Here is an 18,350-nt window from a genome sequence, read left to right on the forward strand (position 1 = left end):
GAACGCAGCCGTGCAGCTGACATGCCCAGACATTTCCGCGGCACATCGGCTGGCTAGCGTGGCCGCACAACAACCAGAAACCTGCTCTCTCTCCTTGCCGCCGCATTCCGGCGGCATTTTTTATCGGCCCCCTTGCAGCCGACGGCTGCGTTTCGTTATCGTCGCGTGAAACAGGGGATGGACGACGCGAATGCAATGGATGCAACGGTGTGCGTGGATGGCAGCAGTGCTGATCGGAGCGGCCGGACCTGGCGCAGCGGCTGAGCTGCTACCGGCGGAAGCCTTCGTCGAGTCCGGTCCGATTTCCTCGCCCGCGATGTCGCCGGACGGCAAGCATCTGGCGGTCAGCGCCGATCTTGGGGATGGCAGCTACGCGCTGGTGGTGTACCGCATCGCCGACATGCAATCCACGACCATGTTGCGCCTGCCGCGCTACGAATTGCCGGTCCGCATTGCCTGGGTCAGCGATCGGCGCCTGGTGATCGGCAAGGGCCGCAAGCTCGGCTCGCTGGAAGAGCCGGTGCCGATGGGCGAGATCATCGCCACCGACCTGGACGGCGGCAATCAGCGCTACATCTACGGCTACCAGCAGAGCACGCGCAATGCCGGCCTGGAGCGCGGCTTCGGCTATATCGAAGGGCTGCCGAGCCGGCGCAACGGGCACTTCTACATGCGGCGGCTGTCGCTGGATTCGCGCCATTCGATGCTGTACGACGTGGACGCGAACACCACCGCCCACCGGCTGATGGCCGACATCGACGTGCCGCGCCTGAGGTTCGTGCTCGACAACGCCGATGTGGCGCAGTACGCGTATGGCACCGACGACGACGACAATTCCCTGCTGTTCCGCCGCAGCGGCAATGGCTGGACGCCGCTGACGCAGGTCCAGGCCAATTGGCGTCCGATTGCCTTTGCCGAACAGCCCAATCGTGTCTATGGCTGGTACAGCGTCTCCGGCGGTCCCGCGGCACTGGTGTCCAGCGACCCGGACGGCCAGCAGCGCAGCATGCTGGCCTCCGACCCGTTCTACGACGTGGACGATCTGCAATGGGGACCGGCGCCATTTGCGCCGTTCGCGGCACGACTGGGACCGGGCAAGCCTGCGCTGCACTATGTCGCGCCCGACAACGCACAGGCGCAGTTGCATCGCAGCCTCAGCGAGACCTTGGCCGGTCAGTACGTGGATTTCATCAACTTCACCGAAGATGGCAACGCCGTGCTGCTGAAGGCCTATAGCGACCGCGATGCCGGCGCCTGGTACATCTTCAATCGCCCGACCAATACGCTCAAGCTGGTCATCAAGGCCCGTAGCGCCCTGCCCGCGGCACGGATGAGCGAGCGGCGCATGGTGCGGTTCCAGGCCCGCGACGGGCTGACGCTGGACGGCGTGCTGACCGTTCCGGCAACGGCCGGTCAGGGTGCGCCACTGCCGATGATCCTGCTGCCGCATGGCGGCCCGCATGCCGACGGCGATGGTTGGGCGTTCGATACCGATGCGCAATTTCTCGCCAGCCGCGGCTATCTGGTGCTGCAGGTCAACTACCGCGGCGGGCAGGGACGTGGCAACGATTTCGAACGCGCGGGCTATCGCCAATGGGGCGAACGGATCCAGGACGACCTGGTGGATGGCGTGCGCTGGGCGATCGACCAGGGCCTGGCCGATCGATCGCGCATCTGCAGCTACGGCGCCAGTTTTGGCGCGTACGCGGCGATGATGGTGCAGGTGAAGGCACCGGAGCTGTTCCGCTGCGCGGTCGGTGTGGCCGGCATCTACGACCTGCAGATGATGTACACCAAGGGCGATATCAACCAGAGCGCGTACGGCACCAGTTACCTGGAACGCGTGATCGGCCGCGACGCAGCCGAGCTTGCCGCGCACTCGCCGGTTTCGCTGGCACAACGCATCAAGGCGCCGGTGCTGTTGGTCCACGGCGAAGAGGACGAGCGTGCGCCATTTGCCCAGGCCAAGAGCCTGCGGGCTGCGCTGACCCGTAGCGGCAACGCGCCCGAATGGATGGCCGTGCCCAAGGAAGGCCACGGGTTTTACAAGGACGCCAACCAGATCGCCTTCTATCGCACCCTAGAACACTTCCTGGCCAGGCAGCTGGGCAACCCGACCACCGCATCGGCGGGCAACCCGACGCCGGCCGCGCCGCAGTAAGAGCGGCGAACACAACGTAGCGCGCAGTCGTCAGGTGGATGTGGACGCCGCGGAGCGGCCGGAGCGTACGCGTGGCACATGCAGTACCGGGCACCGGCCGCGACCACCTGGCGGGAGCACGGCAGTTTTATCAGCGGCTCTCACGCCGGCCGGCGTCACTCCAGCGTATATCCCACCCGCAGGCCGCCCCAATGCTTGCGGCCGACGAAGATCGGTGCAGACAGGTCGAACATGATCTGACCGGTATCGCGGCGGTAGACCTGCAGCCGGTACGGGTCGGTATGCGCGCCCACGCTGCGGCCGACGCGGTCGGTGAACTTGCGCTTGGTGCGGTTGCCGACCAGATCGCGCTTGGCATCGCCGGTCAGCGCCTGGGTGAAACGGAGATTGTGGGTCGGCACGTAGCCGTCGGGATTGGCGCAGATCGCGAATACGATCCACGGATGCGCCCCCAGCAGGGGCTCCTGCAGCGGTGGCAGCAGCTGATCGCAGACCGCGTCGAAGTCGGTGCTGAACTTGGGCGGCTCCACGCCGGCGATCGGGGTATAGGTGCGCGCGAACAACGCCGCTTCGTCGATCTGCCCGCGCGCGATGGCCTGCGCCAGTGCGGTGCCGATCTTGCCCGCCGTGGCGACGGCAAGTTCCTTGACGCGCGCATGCCTGGGCACCTGCAATGGATCGGACGGCAGGCGGAACAGGCTCACGCAGTCGCGCAGGGTTTCGGTGCCGCGCTCCAGCGCTTCGCTGCGTTCGGCCACGTGCGCGGCGTGCTGCAGATTGCTGCGCCCCAGCGCCACCACGCCATCCACCGCACGCTCGATCCCGCGGATTTCGCCATCCTGCGCCTGGATGCGCCCGGCTACCGTGGTCATCGCGCTACTGGCCTGCCCAAGCACGCGGGTGATGCCATCGAGCACCGCCTCGGTGCCACGCGCGGAGGCCGCGCCCTCGCCCACCGCAGCGCTGGTTTCGGCCAGGATCGCGCGCACATCGCGCGCCGCTGAAGCGGCACGTTCGGCCAGACGGCGGATCTCGGTGGCGACCACCGCAAAGCCGCGCCCGGCATCGCCGGCGTGCGCCGCTTCGATGCTGGCGTTGATCGACAGGATATTGGTCTGAAACGCCACCGAGTCGATGACCTCGATGACCTCGCCGGCACGTGCGGCGCGACGCTCCACCTCGTGCATGGCCTGGCCCAGCGCGTGTGCCGCGGCCACGCCCTGGCGCGCGCTGTCATCGGCGCTGGCCGCCAGCGCGATCACCTGGGCCAGTTCGGCATTGACGTCCTGCAGACTCGACGACAGACGCTCCACGGCCACGCGGGCACCGTCCAGCGCCTCGGTCTGCGCCTGCGATTGGCGCACCATCTCGTCGTTTTCGGCCACCAACGGCGGCACTTCAGCGGCGATCTGCACCGACAGCGCGACCGCCTGGCGGATCGCTTCGGCCAGATTGCCGAAGCCGGCCTGCAGCCGGCGGCCCATGTCGGTGTCTGCCAGGCCCGGCGGGAGCAGCAGCTCCAGCTCGCAGCCGGCCAGCGCCTGCGCAGTGCGCTCCAGCACCGTGCGGTCTTCGTGCTCGGCCTGCAGGCGTGCCACCAGCGGCTGCAGCAGCGGCGAGATCGGCACCGGGCGGCTACCGTCGGCCAGCCGCGTGGCTTCGCGCAACAAGATTGCGGTTTCGACGTGCGGCAACGACAGCATCCAGCCGCCATGCTCGCGGTCGCGGATATAACGCACGCGCCGGGCCGGGTCGTCGCCCGGTGCCGCCCACACCCCTTCGTCCCCGACCAGGTCGGTGGCGCTCAATCCCCACAGCACCGATGCCGGCAAACCTTCCAGTTCGTTGGCGGTCTTGCCCAGCACGTCCAGGCCGGCGCGATTGCAGGCCACCACACACGCTTCGGCCGACAGCCGCAGCAAGGCGACCGGCGCGTCGGGGAGCAGGGCCGCACGCGTGTGCGACGGCAGGTCAGGCGAGTGCATCGAGCTCATGGGGATTCCTAGTCCATCGGTGTGGTTAGCGGCGCGCGGCAGGCAGAGTTGAGGCGCACTCATCCGTGGCGGTTGGCTCAGTAGCCGGCGGCCTGCCCGTCCTTGCGGCTTTCCGACGCGCCGTAATACACGCCATTGCCCGGGTCGCGGGCGATCGCCTGATAGCCGCCATACGGGCCGTCGGCAAAGATCACCCGGTGGCCTTTGCGCATCAGTGCGCGAATGGTGTCGTAGGAGAATCCGGTCTCCAGATTGAGCTCGCCGCCATCACTCATCGCGGTGGCCTGGCCGGTCGGCTCGGTGGAGCCCTCGTGCTGGATGCGCGGGGCGTCGCCGGCTTCCTGCAGATTCATATGGAAATCCACCAGGTTCATCACGATCTGCACATGCCCCTGCGGTTGCATCGCCCCGCCCATCACCCCGAAGCTCAGCCACGGCTTGCCATCCTTGGTGACGAACGCCGGAATGATGGTCTGGAACGGACGCTTGCCCGGCGCGTAGCCGTTGGGGTGGTCCTTCTTCAGCACGAACATCTCGCCGCGGTCCTGCAGGATGAAGCCCAGCCCGGGCGGTGCCATGCCGCTGCCCATGCCGCGGTAGTTGGACTGGATCAACGACACCATCATGCCGTCGGCATCGGCCACGGTCATGTAGATGGTGTCGCCCTCCTCCAGCTGCTTGGGCGTGCCGGGCTGCACTTCCTTCAAGGCCTCGTCCATCGAGATCAGCGACCGCCGCTGGGCGGCATACTCCTTGGACACCAGCCTGGCCAGCGGCGCGGGCTGGAATGCCGGGTCGGCGTAGAAACGCGCACGATCGGCGAACGCCAGCTTCTTGGCTTCGGTGAACAAATGCACGTGCTCGGCCGAGCCGAACGCGATCTTGGAGAAGTCGTAGCCTTCCAGGATGTTGAGCATCTGCAACGCCGCGATGCCCTGGCTGTTGGGCGGCAACTCCCACACGTCATAACCGCGGTAATTCGTGCTGACCGGCTCCACCCATTCGCCCTGATGGCTGGCCATGTCCTCATAGCTCAGGTAGCCGCCGTTGGCCTTGAAGTAGGCGCCGATGGTGCGGGCGATGTCCCCCTTGTAGAACGCGTCGCGGCCACCGTCGGCGATCTGCTGCAAGGTATTGGCCAGGTTCGGGTTCTTCCACAGCTCGCCCTTGCGCGGGGCATGACCGTCGATGGTGAACTGCTCCTTGAAACCGGGGTACTGCGACAGCCGCGGCACCGAGCGGTCCCAGTAATAGGCAATGGTTTCGGCCACCGGATGGCCTTCGCGCGCGTAGCGGATCGCCGGGGCCAGGTTCTGCGCCATCGGCTTGCGACCGAAGCGCGCATGCAACGCAAACCAGCCGTCCACTGCCCCGGGCACCGACACCGGCAGCGGGCCGGTCGGCGGAATGTCCTTCAGCCCGCGACGCTGGAATTCGGCCAGGGTCAGCGATTTGGGCGAACGGCCTGAGCCGTTGTAGCCATAGAGCTTGTTGGTCTTGGGATCCCAGACGATGGCGAACAGATCCCCGCCCACCCCATTGCCGGTCGGCTCCATCAGGCCCAGCGCGGCATTGGCGGCAATCGCCGCATCCACTGCCGAGCCGCCGTCCTTCATCACATCCAGCGCGATCTGGGTGGCCAACGGCTGCGAGGTCGCCGCCATCGCATGCGGGGCGATCACTTCGGAGCGGGTCGCGAAGCCCTGCCCGGTAATCCGGTCGGCGGCACCGAGAGACGGCGCAAGCAGCGTCAGAGCAGACACAAGTAAGACGGGTACGCGACGCATGATCCAGAGCTCCCCACGACACAACGAATGAAGCGCCAACGATACCAGCGGCCTTCGTCGCAGCGCTTGATCCCAGCCGCACTGCAGCGATAAAACCGCGCAGTTGGTGATGCACATCGGCGATGTCAGCAGGTCGTCGATCCGGTTTCATGGGAAACCATGCTGCTGTCATGAGGCTTCGCGCTCGGTAAACGGCACCGATCCAGATGTTTCACCCGCAAGGGTTGACACCCTACCGGCAGCGATGGTTATCTCAATACATGCCGCAACGCACCGCCACCACGAATGCCTTCCTGACCGCGCCCCTCGGCGCGACGGCAGCGTCGCTTCTCGTGCTCGTACTTATTACCTCGCCAACCGGTGCGGGACGCGGCTTCGTGTAGGTAACAGACACACAAGGCTTCGATCAGACCCCGCACCGGCAACGGCGCGGGGTTTCGCGTTTCAGGGACCCCCAAAAGTTTCGAATGACATGAACGACACCACCGACATCGCCGCAGCCTCTTCCATCAGCGCCAGCAATTGCGCTGCCGCAAGCATCCGCGTGCACGGTGTTCTCGCTCATCCCCGCTTTGCTCGGCCAACCAGCCTCTGCGCTGCCAGCTGATCCCTTTCCCACTGCCAACCCCGCAAGGACTACTTCATGAGCAACGACACCCAACCGAAAATCGCGATCATCGGCTACGGCAGCCAGGGCCGCGCGCATGCGCTGAACCTGCGCGATTCCGGCTTCGACGTCACCGTCGGCCTGCGTCCCGGTGGCCCGACCGAATCCAAGGCACAGGCAGACGGTTTCACCGTCGTGGCGCCGGCCGAGGCGGTGAAGAGCGCCGATCTGGTGGCGATCCTGACCCCGGACATGGTGCAGAAGAAGCTCTACGAAGAGGTCATCGCCCCGAACATGAAGCAAGGCGCCTGCCTGCTGTTCGCGCATGGCCTGAACGTGCATTTCGACATGATCACCCCGCGCGCCGATCTGGACGTGGTGCTGGTGGCGCCAAAGGGCCCGGGCGCACTGGTGCGTCGTGAATATGAAATCGGCCGCGGCGTGCCGTGTATCTACGCGGTGTACCAGGACACCAGCGGCAAGGCCGAACAGTTCGCGCTGACCTACGCCGGCGGCCTGGGTGGCGCACGCGCCAACATCATCAAGACCACCTTCAAGGAAGAAACCGAAACCGATCTGTTCGGCGAGCAGGCGGTGCTGTGCGGCGGTGCATCCTCGCTGGTGCAGGCCGGTTTCGAAGTGCTGGTGGAAGCCGGCTATCAGCCGGAGATCGCGTACTACGAAGTGCTGCACGAACTGAAGTTGATCGTGGACCTGTTTTACGAAGGCGGCATCACCCGCATGCTGGAATTCGTGTCCGAAACCGCGCAATACGGCGACTATGTCAGCGGCCCGCGCGTGATCGACGCCAGCACCAAGGCGCGCATGAAGGACGTGCTGACCGACATCCAGAACGGCACCTTCACCAAGAACTGGGTGGCCGAATACGAAGCCGGCCTGCCGAACTACACCAAGTTCAAGCAGGCCGACCTGGAGCACCCGATCGAAGAAGTGGGCAAGAAACTGCGCGCCAAGATGGTGTGGCTCAACGGCGAACAGCAAGCCGCTGCAGCACCAGCGAATCAACAAGCGGCGTAATGCCGCCGCACCCCCACCGCTAACACCGAAGGTCCGCAACGCATGAACACCTCCGCACACAGCACGCCCCGCAACGGCGCGCGCTGGCTGACGCAGGCCCTGGAAGCCGAGGGCGTGGAAACGCTGTTCGGTTATCCGGGCGGCACCATCATGCCGTTCTACGACGCCCTGGTGGATTCCAGGCTCAAGCACATCCTGGTCCGTCACGAACAGGGCGCTGCCCTTGCCGCCAACGGCTATGCCCGTGCCAGCGGCAAGGTGGGCGTGTGCGTGGCGACGTCCGGCCCGGGCGCGTCCAATCTGGTCACCGGCATTGCCGACGCAATGCTCGATTCGGTGCCGATGGTGTGCCTGACCGGTCAGGTCGCCACGCCGCTGCTGGGCACCGATGCCTTCCAGGAACTGGACGTGTTCGGCATGACCATGCCGATCGTCAAGCACAGCTTTCTGGTGCGCAGCGTGGACCAGTTCCCGGAGATCGTGCGCGAGGCGTTTCGCATCGCGCGCGAAGGCCGCCCGGGCCCGGTGTTGATCGACTTGCCCAAGGACGTGCAGATCGCCGACGCCTCGCATCTGCCAGCGCATGTGCCGGCGGCGGTGCTGCCGCCACCGGCACCGGCGGACGCCAAGCTGGCCGAAGCGTTGGCCGCCATCGCCAGCGCCGAGCGCCCGGTGGTGTATGGCGGCGGCGGGATTGCACTGGCCGGTGCGGTGGACGCGTTCCGGCGTTTTGTCGAAGCCACCGGCATCCCGACCGCGCTGACCTTGCGCGGCCTGGGTGCATTGCCGCACGCGCATCCGGATTACCTGGGCATGCTGGGCATGCATGGCACGCGCGCCGCCAACATGGCCATCCAGGAGTGCGATCTGCTGGTGGTGGTCGGCGCCCGTTTCGACGATCGCGCCACCGGCAAATTGAGCGAATTTGCACCGTTCGCACGCGTCATCCATCTGGATGCCGATGCGTATGAAATTTCCAAACTGCGTACCGCCGATATCGCCGTTCCCGGCGATGTGGCGACAAGCCTCAAGGCCTTGAGCGCAGCACGCGGCAACTGCCAGGCATGGCGTACGCGCTGCTTTGCCAACCGCGAAAAATTCGCTGCGCGCTACGACGCGCCCGGTACCGATATCTACGCACCGGCGCTGCTGAAGCGCCTGAGCGAAGTGGCTCCGGCCGACACCATCATCGCCTGCGATGTGGGCCAGCATCAGATGTGGGTGGCCCAGCACTGCCGCTTCAACGATCCACGCAATCACCTCACCAGCGGCGCACTCGGCACCATGGGCTTCGGCCTGCCGGCAGCGATGGGCGCGCAGTTCGCCTGCCCGGACCGCACCGTGGTGCTGGTCTCCGGCGACGGCAGTTTCATGATGAACGTGCAGGAGCTGGTGACCATCGCGCGCTGCAAGCTGCCGGTGAAGATCGTGCTGCTGGATAACAGCTCGCTGGGCATGGTGCGGCAGTGGCAGGAACTGTTCTTTGCCGAGCGCTACAGCGAGATCGATCTGTCCGACAACCCGGATTTTGCCGCGCTGGCGCAGGTGTTCGGCATCCCGGCCAAGCGCATCATCGCGCGCGGCGATGTGGATGCGGCACTGACGGACTTGCTGGCCCAACCCGGCCCCGGCCTGCTGCACGTCGCCATCGACGCACGCGCCAACGTGTGGCCGCTGGTGCCGCCCAACAACGCCAACAGCACCATGCTGGACAGCAATCCCGCACACGCGGCCAAGGAGACGACACATGCGTTACCGGCTTGACCTGGTGCTGAAGCCGGCCGAAGGCGCACTGGTGCGGGTGATCGGCATGACCGAGCGCCGCGGGTTTCGCCCATGTGCCATTCACGGCGCGGCCGCGCCGGACGATGCCGGGCGCTGGCACCTGCAGCTGGACGTGGACAGCAGCCGGCCACCGGAAACACTGCGCCTGCAGCTCGAAAAGGTGTACGACTGCGAGTCGGTGGTGATCACGGCGCTGGAATCGATCGAGGCCGCCGCATGACCACGCAGACCTGGGCCACGCAGACCTCGCGCGACCATCAGACCGCCGTCCGGAGGTGTCTTCTTCCGGATCGGCCGCGCGCGTGCCGCAATGCCTGATTCCGGCCGCCCCGCTTCGCAGGAACCAGACGTAGGCGACGTGGCCGTCAGCGTGGCCGACGTGCTGGCCGCGCAGGCGCGTCTGCGCAAATACCTGTCGCCCACGCCGCTGCACTATGCCGAGCGTTTCGGCGTGTGGTTGAAGCTGGAAAACCTGCAGCGCACCGGCTCCTACAAGGTACGCGGCGCACTGAATGCCTTGCTCGCTGGACTGGAGCGCGGCGACGAGCGACCGGTGATCTGCGCCTCGGCGGGCAACCATGCGCAAGGCGTGGCGTGGTCGGCATACAGGCTGGGCGTGCAGGCCATTACGGTGATGCCATACGGCGCGCCGCAGACCAAGATCGCCGGTGTTGCGCACTGGGGCGCCACCGTGCGCCAGCATGGCAACAGCTACGACGAGGCGTTTGCGTTCGCGCGTGAACTGGCCGACCAGAACGGCTACCGATTTCTGTCCGCCTTCGACGACCCGGATGTGATCGCCGGGCAAGGCACCGTGGGCATCGAACTGGCTGCGCATGCGCCGGACGTGGTGATCGTGCCGATCGGCGGCGGCGGCCTGGCCTCCGGGGTCGCGCTGGCGCTGAAATCGCAAGGTGTGCGCATCGTCGGCGCCCAGGTGGAGGGTGTCGATTCGATGGCCCGCGCCGTACGCGGCGATCTGCGCGAAATCGCTCCCGTCCCTACCCTGGCCGACGGCGTGAAGGTCAAGATTCCCGGCTTTCTGACCCGCCGCCTGTGCGCGAGCCTGCTCGACGATGTGGTGATCGTGCGCGAAGCCGAATTACGCGAAACATTGGTGCGGCTGGCGCTGGAGGAACACGTCATCGCCGAGGGCGCCGGCGCGCTGGCACTGGCCGCCGGTCGCCGTGTTGCAGGCAAACGCAAATGTGCGGTGGTCTCTGGCGGTAATATCGACGCAACCGTTCTGGCCACGCTCTTGTCCGAGGTGCGGCCGCGTCCGCCACGCAAGCCGCGCCGTCGCAATACCGAGCGACTTCGCAACGAACGCAGCGCCAAGCCACCACCCGATATACACGTTCTTTCCCGCCCATCCGCAGTCGCTTCAACGCCTGTCACCGCCATCGCCGTAGAGGAGTCTTCCTGGTGAACACGACCGTATCCAACCAGACCCCGCGTATCCGAATTTTCGACACCACCCTGCGCGACGGCGAGCAATCCCCCGGCTGCAGCATGACGCCCCAGCAGAAGCTGGTGATGGCGCGCGCGCTGGACGAACTCGGCGTGGACATCATCGAAACCGGCTTTCCGGCCAGTTCGCATTCGGACCGCGAAGCCGTGGCGATGATCGGCCGCGAGCTGCGTCGTCCCACCCTGGCGGTGCTGTCGCGCTGCCTGCAGGCCGATATCGAAACCTCGGCAAAGGCGCTGGAAGCTGCGGCCAACCCGCGCCTGCATGTGTTCCTGTCCACCAGCCCGCTGCACCGCGAGCACAAGCTGCGCATGAGCCGCGAACAGGTGCTGGAGTCGGTGCACAAGCACGTGACGCTGGCGCGCGGTTACATCGATGACGTGGAGTTTTCTGCCGAAGACGCGACCCGCACCGAAGAGGATTTCCTGGCCGAAGTCACCCGCGTGGCGATTGCGGCCGGTGCCACCACGATCAACCTGCCCGACACGGTGGGCTTCACCACGCCGGAAGAGATCCGCGGCATGTTCGCGCGGCTGATCGCCAGCGTGGAAGGCGCCGACAAGGTGATCTTCAGCGCGCATTGCCATAACGATCTGGGCCTGGCGGTGGCCAACTCGCTGGCGGCCATCGAAGGCGGCGCGCGCCAGGTGGAGTGCACCATCAACGGCATTGGCGAGCGCGCAGGCAACTGCGCGCTGGAAGAAATCACCATGGCCCTGAAGGTGCGCGGTGCGTTCTACAACATCGATTCGTCGATCAATACCCCGCGCATCGTCTCCACCTCGCAGTTGTTGCAGCGCCTGGTCGGCATGCCGGTACAGCGCAACAAGGCCGTGGTCGGCGGCAACGCGTTTGCGCACGAATCGGGCATCCACCAGCACGGCATGCTGCGCCATCGCGGCACCTACGAAATCATGCGTCCGGAAGACGTGGGCTGGGAATCGTCGCAAATGGTGCTGGGCCGCCACAGCGGCCGTGCAGCGGTCGAGCAGCGCCTGCGTGCGCTGGGGTATCTGCTGGAAGAAGAAGAGGTCAAGCTGGTCTTCGAACAATTCAAGGCACTGTGCGAGAAGCAGCGTGTTGTCACCGATGCCGACCTGCAGGCACTGATGCAGGACGCGACCGTGCAGGAAGGCTACCGTCTGGCATCGATGACCATCAGCGATGTCGGCAGCCGCGCGAACGCGCTGGTCGAACTGTCCGACCCCGATGGCAATCGCGTCGCCGAGACTGCGCAGGGCAACGGCCCGGTCGATGCCTTGTTCGGTGCGCTGGCTTCGGCCACTGGAGTGAAGCTGGAGCTGGACAGTTACCAGGTACATAGCGTGGGCATCGGCGCAGATGCGCGCGGCGAAGCCAGCCTGAGCGTGCGCCACGACGGCGTGGAATACGAAGGCACCGGCACCAGCAAGGACATCATCGAAGCCAGCGCGCTGGCATGGCTGGATGTGGCCAACCGGCTGCTGCGCCAACGCGAGCGCGGCGTGGTCGCTGGCAAGACGGCTGCGGTGGCGTAACAACACCGGTCACTCGCCAGACGATGCAAACCTGACTGCCGGCAGAGTGATCTGCTGGCCGTTTTGGCTTTTGGCATTCCAGCTTTTTTTTGAAGGTACGTCGATTTTCTGCAGGTGCCTGTGCACCTACCGACACTGGATGCGGTGCCGCGCCACCGACCTTGCTCAAGGTCCTACGCCGGCGCACGCGCAGGCGCCACCGATTGCTGCCGGTAGCGGCAAAGTGGGAACGGCCCGCGGGGATGAAGCTCCTTCGGAGCGCCACCATCGTTGGTGGCATGAAAAACAGATGGATGGCTTGCCGATTACATCGGCCACGGAGTCCGCAGGCATCAACACCTGCTTGACGCAGTGCTTGCCAATCAGCAGTAGCAATGCTGGAAGCGTGGTGTCGCATCCGGGGGCGGGACCGTGTGGCGGCATGGATGCCGCCACCGAGCCTCCAGGGACGGATTCACGGCGTGTCCCGCTCCCGGATGCGGCGCCACGCATCGACCATCCCCACGCACAAGGCCTGCGGTTTTGCGCAAATGCCTCGACCACTGGGGCGCTTGCACGCGTACCGGCATGCGCACACGCACCATCGGTTACGGTCGGTGGCAGAAGGAATCCGCAGGCACGACTTCCCACTTGAACGCAGCATTCTTCGATCAGCGGCAGCAACCAGCGCCACCGCGCCACCGCCGAGCCTCGCAAACGAAAGCGGCCATCGCTCGATAAAGCGATGACCGCTGTTCCCTCTAGAAAAACCGGCCGAACGATCGCGCTTACAGCGCGGCCACCACCGCATCGCCCATTGCCACCGTGCCCACCTTGGTGGTGCCTTCGGACCAGATGTCTGCGGTGCGCAGGCCCTGGTCGAGTACCTTGCCGACGGCCTTCTCGATGGCATCTGCAGCGGCAGCCTGCGCGAAGGTGTAGCGCAGCATCATTGCCACCGACAGGATCGTGGCCAGCGGATTGGCGATGCCCTTGCCGGCGATGTCCGGCGCCGATCCGTGGCAGGGCTCGTACATGCCCTTGCTGTTGGCGTCCAGCGAGGCCGAGGGCAGCATGCCGATGGAGCCGGTGAGCATGGAGGCCTGGTCGGACAGGATGTCGCCGAACATGTTGTCGGTCACGATCACATCGAACTGTTTGGGCGCGCGTACCAACTGCATCGCCGCGTTGTCCACGTACATATGCGACAACGCAATATCCGGATACTCCTTGGCGACCTCTTCCACCACCGCACGCCACAACTGGCTCGATGCCAACACATTGGCCTTGTCGACCGAGCACAGCCTCTTGCCGCGCAGACGCGCCATCTCGAAGCCGGCCTTGGCGATACGGCGGATCTCGCTTTCGCTATAGGGCAAGGTGTCGTAGGCCTGGCGCTCGCCATTGTCCAGCGTGCGATTGCCGCGCGGCTGGCCGAAGTAGATGCCGCCGGTGAGCTCACGCAGGATCAGCAGATCCAGCCCGGCCACCACCTCCGGCTTGAGCGTGGAGGCATCGGCCAACTGCGGATACAACAGTGCCGGACGCAGGTTGGCGAACAAGCCGAGCTGCGAGCGTATCTTGAGCAACCCACGTTCCGGACGCAGTGACGGGTCGATCGTGTCCCACTGCGGTCCACCGACTGCGCCGAGCAACACCGCATCGGCAGCGTGCGCGCGCTCCAGCGTTTCATCGGCCAGCGGACTGCCGTACTTGTCGTAGGCTGCACCACCGAGCTCGTCGTACACCAGGGTGAAGCCCAGTCCGTGCTGCGCGTCGATGCGCGTCAGCACCTTCACCGCTTCGGCCATGATTTCCGGGCCGATGCCGTCGCCGGGAAGAATCAGAATCTGCTTGCTCATGCAATCCTCGTGAGTTGGCGCCGTAGCGCCCTGAAAATCAACGTGCGGCCCACACCACCAGCACATCGGTGCTGAAGGAACCATCGGCCGCAATCTGGAAATAGTCGCGTACCTCGTCTACCGCCACGTCCTGCAATGCGCGAATGGCCGCGCGTAACACCTCCGGCGTGCGCATGCGGTCCACCCAGCTCGGATAGTCCAGTTGCAGCCGTTGGCAATGATGCCGCTGCACCCGCAGGCCGGCATCGCCCACTGTCTGCAACCACTGCGCCACGCTGTAGTCGCGCACATGGCTGGTATCGCGCAGCAACTCGATCGCCTGCAGGTGCGTATCCAGCAGCGGCAGGCCAGGCGCCACCACATCGACAAAAGCCGCAATTCCGCCTGGGCGCAGCACGCGTCGCACTTCGCGCAATGCCTGTCCCAGGTCGCTCCAATGGTGCGCCGAGTAGCGGCTGACCACTGCATCCATGCTGGCGGTCTCAAACGGCAAACGCTCGGCGACACCTTGCACGGTGCGCACCTGTGTCAGCCCACGGTCTGCAGCGGTGGCCGCCACGACCTCGAGCATGTCGGCAGACAGATCGTAGGCCACCACCTCAGCCATCAGCGGCGCCAGCTGAAAACTCACATGCCCGGCACCGCAGCCAAGATCGAGCAATCGCCCATTGCGATGCCCCTGCAGGCCGGTACGGAGCTCGGCGAACTCGCCGCCTTGCGCATGCACCTCGCTGTGTAGATAAGCATGCGCCTGCGGCCCGAACTGCGCAGCGACATGCCGGCTCAACGCGCCCGCATCGGCGGTGGTCGCTGCGTTCACTGCAGCGCGCCGAACAGCCACGGCTGGCGCGCGCGATGGTCTAGCTCGAAGCGGCCGATCGCATCGGCCTCCTGCAAGGTCAGGCCGATGTCGTCCAGGCCGTTGAGCAGGCAGTGCTTGCGGAATGCGTCGATGTCGAAGCCGTATTCCGCGCCATCGGGGCGGCGCACGCGCTGTGCGGCCAGATCCACGGTGAGTTGATAGCCCTCGTTGGCCAGGCACTGTTCGAACAGCGCATCCACTTCCGCTTCGGCCAGCACGATCGGCAGCAGGCCGTTCTTGAAGCTGTTGTTGAAGAAGATGTCGGCAAAGCTCGGCGCAATCACCGTGCGGAAGCCGTATTCGTCCAGCGCCCACGGCGCATGCTCGCGCGAGGAGCCGCAGCCGAAGTTTTCGCGTGCCAGCAATACGCTGGCACCTTGGTAACGCGGGAAATTAAGCACGAACTCCGGATTGAGCGGCCGCCGACTGTTGTCACGACCGGGCTCGCCGATATCCAGATAGCGCCACTCGTCGAACAGGTTCGGCCCGAAACCGGTGCGCTTGATCGACTTGAGGAACTGCTTGGGAATGATCTGGTCGGTATCGACATTGGCGCGATCCAGCGGCGCGACCAGTCCGGTGTGTTGGGTAAAAGGGGTCATGGGAAGGCCGTGATTAGGGATTGGACATTGGGGATTCGAAAAAGCTGGAATGCGCGGACCGGTTCTTACGAATCCCGAATCCCCACTCCCGAATCCCCGAGTTCACGCACATCGACAAAGTGACCGCTGACCGCCGCCGCTGCCGCCATCGCCGGGCTGACCAGATGGGTGCGTCCGCCGGCGCCCTGGCGGCCTTCGAAGTTGCGGTTGGAGGTGGAGGCGCAATGCTCGCCGCTGCCGAGCTTGTCCGGGTTCATCGCCAGGCACATCGAGCAACCGGGCTCGCGCCATTCGAAGCCGGCTTCCAGAAAGATCTTGTCCAGGCCTTCGGACTCGGCCTGCGCCTTGACCAGACCCGAGCCCGGCACCACCAGCGCCTGCTTGATCGTGGAGGCCACCTTGCGGCCCTTGGCCACGGCGGCGGCGGCGCGCAGGTCTTCGATGCGCGAATTGGTGCACGAGCCGATGAACACGCGGTCCAGGCGGATCTCGGTGATCGGCTGGTTTGCGCGCAAGCCCATGTACTTCAGCGCGCGTTCGATCGAATCGCGCCGGGTCGGATCCTGTTCGGTTTCCGGGTCTGGCACCTGCTGATCCACCGCCAGCACCATTTCCGGCGAGGTGCCCCAGCTGACCTGCGGCTTGATGTCCTCGGCACGCAGTTCCACCACGGTATCGAAGTGCGCGCCCGGGTCGGAGACCAACGTCTTCCACAACGCCACGGCAGCGTCCCAATCCGCACCCTTGGGCGCGAACGGGCGGCCTTGGACGTACGAGATGGTCTTGTCGTCCACTGCCACCATGCCCACGCGCGCACCGGCTTCGATGGACATGTTGCAGATGGTCATGCGGCCTTCCATCGACAGCGCGGCAATCGCGCTGCCGGCAAATTCCAGCGCATGCCCGTTGCCGCCAGCGGTGCCGATCTTGCCGATCACCGCCAGCACGATGTCCTTGGCAGTCACGCCAAACGGCAACGTGCCTTCGACACGCACCTGCATGTTCTTCATCTTCTTGGCGATCAGGCACTGCGTCGCGAGCACATGCTCGACTTCGGAGGTACCGATGCCGTGCGCCAGCGCGCCGAACGCGCCATGCGTGGAGGTGTGCGAATCGCCGCAGACCACGGTCATGCCCGGCAAGGTGGCGCCCTGCTCCGGGCCGACGACGTGCACGATGCCCTGGCGCGCGTCGTTCATCTTGAACTCGAGGATGCCGAAGTCATCGCAGTTCTCGTCCAGGGTCTGCACCTGCAGGCGCGACACCTCGTCGGCGATCGACTCCAGGCCGCCCTGCCGCTCGGCGCGCGTGGTCGGCACGTTGTGGTCGGGCGTGGCGATGTTGGCATCGATGCGCCATGGCTTGCGCCCGGCCAGGCGCAGGCCTTCGAAGGCTTGCGGCGAGGTCACTTCGTGCAGGATGTGGCGGTCGATATAAATCAGCGACGAACCATCGTCGCGGCGTGTGACTTCGTGCAGGTCCCACAATTTGTCGTACAGCGTCTTGGCAGTCATCGCAGCAACCCGAGTGGCGGACGGTGGGTGCGCCCACCTGGCTGAGATCGATGCTAGGAGCTTGAATTGGATAACGCAAATTCATATTGTTTATTCAACAAATGAATTTTAGGAATGGCATGGATCTAGCGAGCCTCAGCGCCTTTGTGGCGATCGCTGACAGCGGCAGCTTTTCGGCGGCCGGTGAGGCGCTGCATCTGACCCAGCCGGCGGTGAGCAAGCGCATCGCCTTGCTGGAAGGGCAATTATCCGCACGGCTGTTCGATCGCCTGGGCCGCCAGGTGGTGCTGACCGAGGCCGGCCAGGCCTTGCTGCCGCGCGCCCAACGCATCCTGGCCGAGCTGCAGGACACCCGCCGCGTACTGGAGCACCTGGGCGCGGCGGTCGGCGGGCGCCTGAGCCTGGCCACCAGTCACCATGTGGGTCTGCACCGCCTTCCCGTGTTGCTGCGACGCTTCGCTGCAGAACATCCGCAGGCGGCGCTGGATATCCAGTTCCTCGATTCGGAGCTGGCCTATGCGGCCGTGCTGCGCGGCGAGGTGGAATTGGCGGTGACCACGCTGGCACCGGACACGCGCGCCCCGCTGCGCGCGCAGCCGATCTGGCACGACCGCCTGCATTTCGTGGTCGCGCCCGACCACCCGTTGGCAGCGCTGCGCGCGGTGTCGCTGGACGACGTCGTTGCGCACCCCGCGGTATTGCCGGATCCGGGCACGTTCACCCATCGCATCGTCGCCAACCTGTTTGCCGAGCGTGGGCTGACGCCGAGCCTGCGCATGACCACCAATTATCTGGAAACGATCAAGATGCTGGTCTCGGTGGGCCTGGCCTGGAGCGTGTTGCCGGAACGCATGATCGACCATCAAATCGTGGCGCTGCCGCTGGCCGATGTGGCGTTATCGCGCGCGCTGGGATGCGTGACGCATGGCGGGCGCACCTTGTCGCGTGCGGCGCAGGCGTTTGTGGCGTTGTTGCATACGCAGTAAAAGCAGCCCTGGAACGTCCAACACAAGCTCACATTCGTTTTGCAGCTCAGCCATTGCCCGGCAGAGCCCTGCCTTTTGGTACCACCGAACGCAAGCACCCTGCAACACAGCCAAGGCAATGAATACCAAAATACTTAGAGCAGCTAACAAAACTACTGCGCATCCGCCAGGCGGGCGCGGCCGGT

The 18,350-nt window shown here is 65.5% G+C and carries 14 protein-coding genes and 1 other RNA gene; 8 read left to right on the forward strand and 7 right to left on the reverse strand.

Annotated features, from left to right (window positions below):
• The first annotated feature begins 190 nt into the window (after window positions 1-190).
• On the forward strand, window positions 191-2,161 hold the full coding sequence (locus Y887_RS08955) for a S9 family peptidase (protein WP_046964001.1): 1,971 nt from the start codon (window positions 191-193) through the stop codon (window positions 2,159-2,161).
• A 4-nt stretch (window positions 2,162-2,165) separates the two neighbouring features.
• Here Y887_RS08955 and Y887_RS18935 read toward each other — a convergent pair.
• The 3 genes from Y887_RS18935 to ggt all read right to left on the reverse strand — a co-directional run bounded on the left by Y887_RS18935 (window position 2,166) and on the right by ggt (window position 5,942).
• A non-coding RNA gene (locus Y887_RS18935) (sX9 sRNA) lies at window positions 2,166-2,241 on the reverse strand.
• Between the two features lie 75 nt (window positions 2,242-2,316).
• Window positions 2,317-4,155: a methyl-accepting chemotaxis protein gene (locus Y887_RS08960; protein WP_046964002.1), complete on the reverse strand. Its 1,839-nt coding sequence runs from the start codon at window positions 4,153-4,155 to the stop codon at window positions 2,317-2,319.
• A 77-nt stretch (window positions 4,156-4,232) separates the two neighbouring features.
• Window positions 4,233-5,942: a gamma-glutamyltransferase gene (gene ggt / locus Y887_RS08965; RefSeq protein WP_046964003.1), complete on the reverse strand. Its 1,710-nt coding sequence runs from the start codon at window positions 5,940-5,942 to the stop codon at window positions 4,233-4,235.
• Window positions 5,943-6,414: 472 nt separating this feature from the next.
• Here ggt and Y887_RS21430 point away from each other — a divergent pair, with 472 nt between their 5' ends.
• From Y887_RS21430 to Y887_RS08990, 6 genes are all read left to right on the forward strand, one after another.
• Window positions 6,415-6,549 carry a hypothetical protein gene (locus tag Y887_RS21430; RefSeq protein WP_281256890.1) on the forward strand — a complete coding sequence of 45 codons (135 nt, stop codon included), beginning with the start codon at window positions 6,415-6,417 and terminating at the stop codon, window positions 6,547-6,549.
• Between the two features lie 36 nt (window positions 6,550-6,585).
• Window positions 6,586-7,587: a ketol-acid reductoisomerase gene (gene ilvC / locus Y887_RS08970; protein WP_046964004.1), complete on the forward strand. Its 1,002-nt coding sequence runs from the start codon at window positions 6,586-6,588 to the stop codon at window positions 7,585-7,587.
• 42 nt (window positions 7,588-7,629) lie between these two features.
• Window positions 7,630-9,351 (forward strand): acetolactate synthase 2 catalytic subunit, encoded by a 1,722-nt coding sequence (ilvG, locus tag Y887_RS08975; RefSeq protein WP_046964005.1) that lies wholly within the window; start codon window positions 7,630-7,632, stop codon window positions 9,349-9,351.
• Window positions 9,335-9,592, forward strand: a complete 258-nt coding sequence (locus Y887_RS08980) for an ACT domain-containing protein (protein ID WP_046964006.1) — start codon at window positions 9,335-9,337, stop codon at window positions 9,590-9,592. Before ilvG ends, Y887_RS08980 begins: the two co-directional genes overlap by 17 nt.
• A gap of 138 nt (window positions 9,593-9,730) precedes the next feature.
• On the forward strand, window positions 9,731-10,801 hold the full coding sequence (locus Y887_RS08985; protein WP_245879498.1) for a threonine dehydratase: 1,071 nt from the start codon (window positions 9,731-9,733) through the stop codon (window positions 10,799-10,801).
• The gene (locus tag Y887_RS08990; protein WP_046964008.1) at window positions 10,798-12,360 is read left to right on the forward strand and encodes a 2-isopropylmalate synthase; all 1,563 of its coding nucleotides are present in this window, start codon (window positions 10,798-10,800) and stop codon (window positions 12,358-12,360) included. The genes Y887_RS08985 and Y887_RS08990 overlap by 4 nt, the downstream gene beginning before the upstream one ends.
• A 767-nt stretch (window positions 12,361-13,127) precedes the next feature.
• On the opposite strand, the gene leuB is transcribed toward Y887_RS08990, so the two are convergent.
• The 4 genes from leuB to leuC all read right to left on the reverse strand — a co-directional run bounded on the left by leuB (window position 13,128) and on the right by leuC (window position 17,179).
• A complete protein-coding gene (gene leuB / locus Y887_RS08995; protein ID WP_046964009.1) occupies window positions 13,128-14,201 on the reverse strand; it encodes a 3-isopropylmalate dehydrogenase in 1,074 nt (357 codons plus the stop codon).
• A gap of 37 nt (window positions 14,202-14,238) precedes the next feature.
• Window positions 14,239-14,988, reverse strand: coding sequence for a class I SAM-dependent methyltransferase (locus tag Y887_RS09000; protein WP_046964014.1), 750 nt, complete (start codon window positions 14,986-14,988; stop codon window positions 14,239-14,241).
• 29 nt (window positions 14,989-15,017) lie between these two features.
• Window positions 15,018-15,665, reverse strand: coding sequence for a 3-isopropylmalate dehydratase small subunit (leuD, locus tag Y887_RS09005; protein ID WP_046964010.1), 648 nt, complete (start codon window positions 15,663-15,665; stop codon window positions 15,018-15,020).
• A gap of 65 nt (window positions 15,666-15,730) precedes the next feature.
• Entirely contained in the window at window positions 15,731-17,179 is a 1,449-nt protein-coding gene (gene leuC / locus Y887_RS09010; protein ID WP_046964011.1) for a 3-isopropylmalate dehydratase large subunit, read from the reverse strand.
• 119 nt (window positions 17,180-17,298) lie between these two features.
• Between leuC and Y887_RS09015 the strand changes: the two genes are divergently transcribed.
• Window positions 17,299-18,165, forward strand: coding sequence for a LysR family transcriptional regulator (locus Y887_RS09015; protein WP_046964012.1), 867 nt, complete (start codon window positions 17,299-17,301; stop codon window positions 18,163-18,165).
• Window positions 18,166-18,350: the final 185 nt, after the last annotated feature.

Origin of the sequence: Xanthomonas pisi DSM 18956 (assembly GCF_001010415.1) — a bacterium.
GTDB classification, from domain to species: Bacteria; Pseudomonadota; Gammaproteobacteria; order Xanthomonadales; family Xanthomonadaceae; genus Xanthomonas; species Xanthomonas pisi.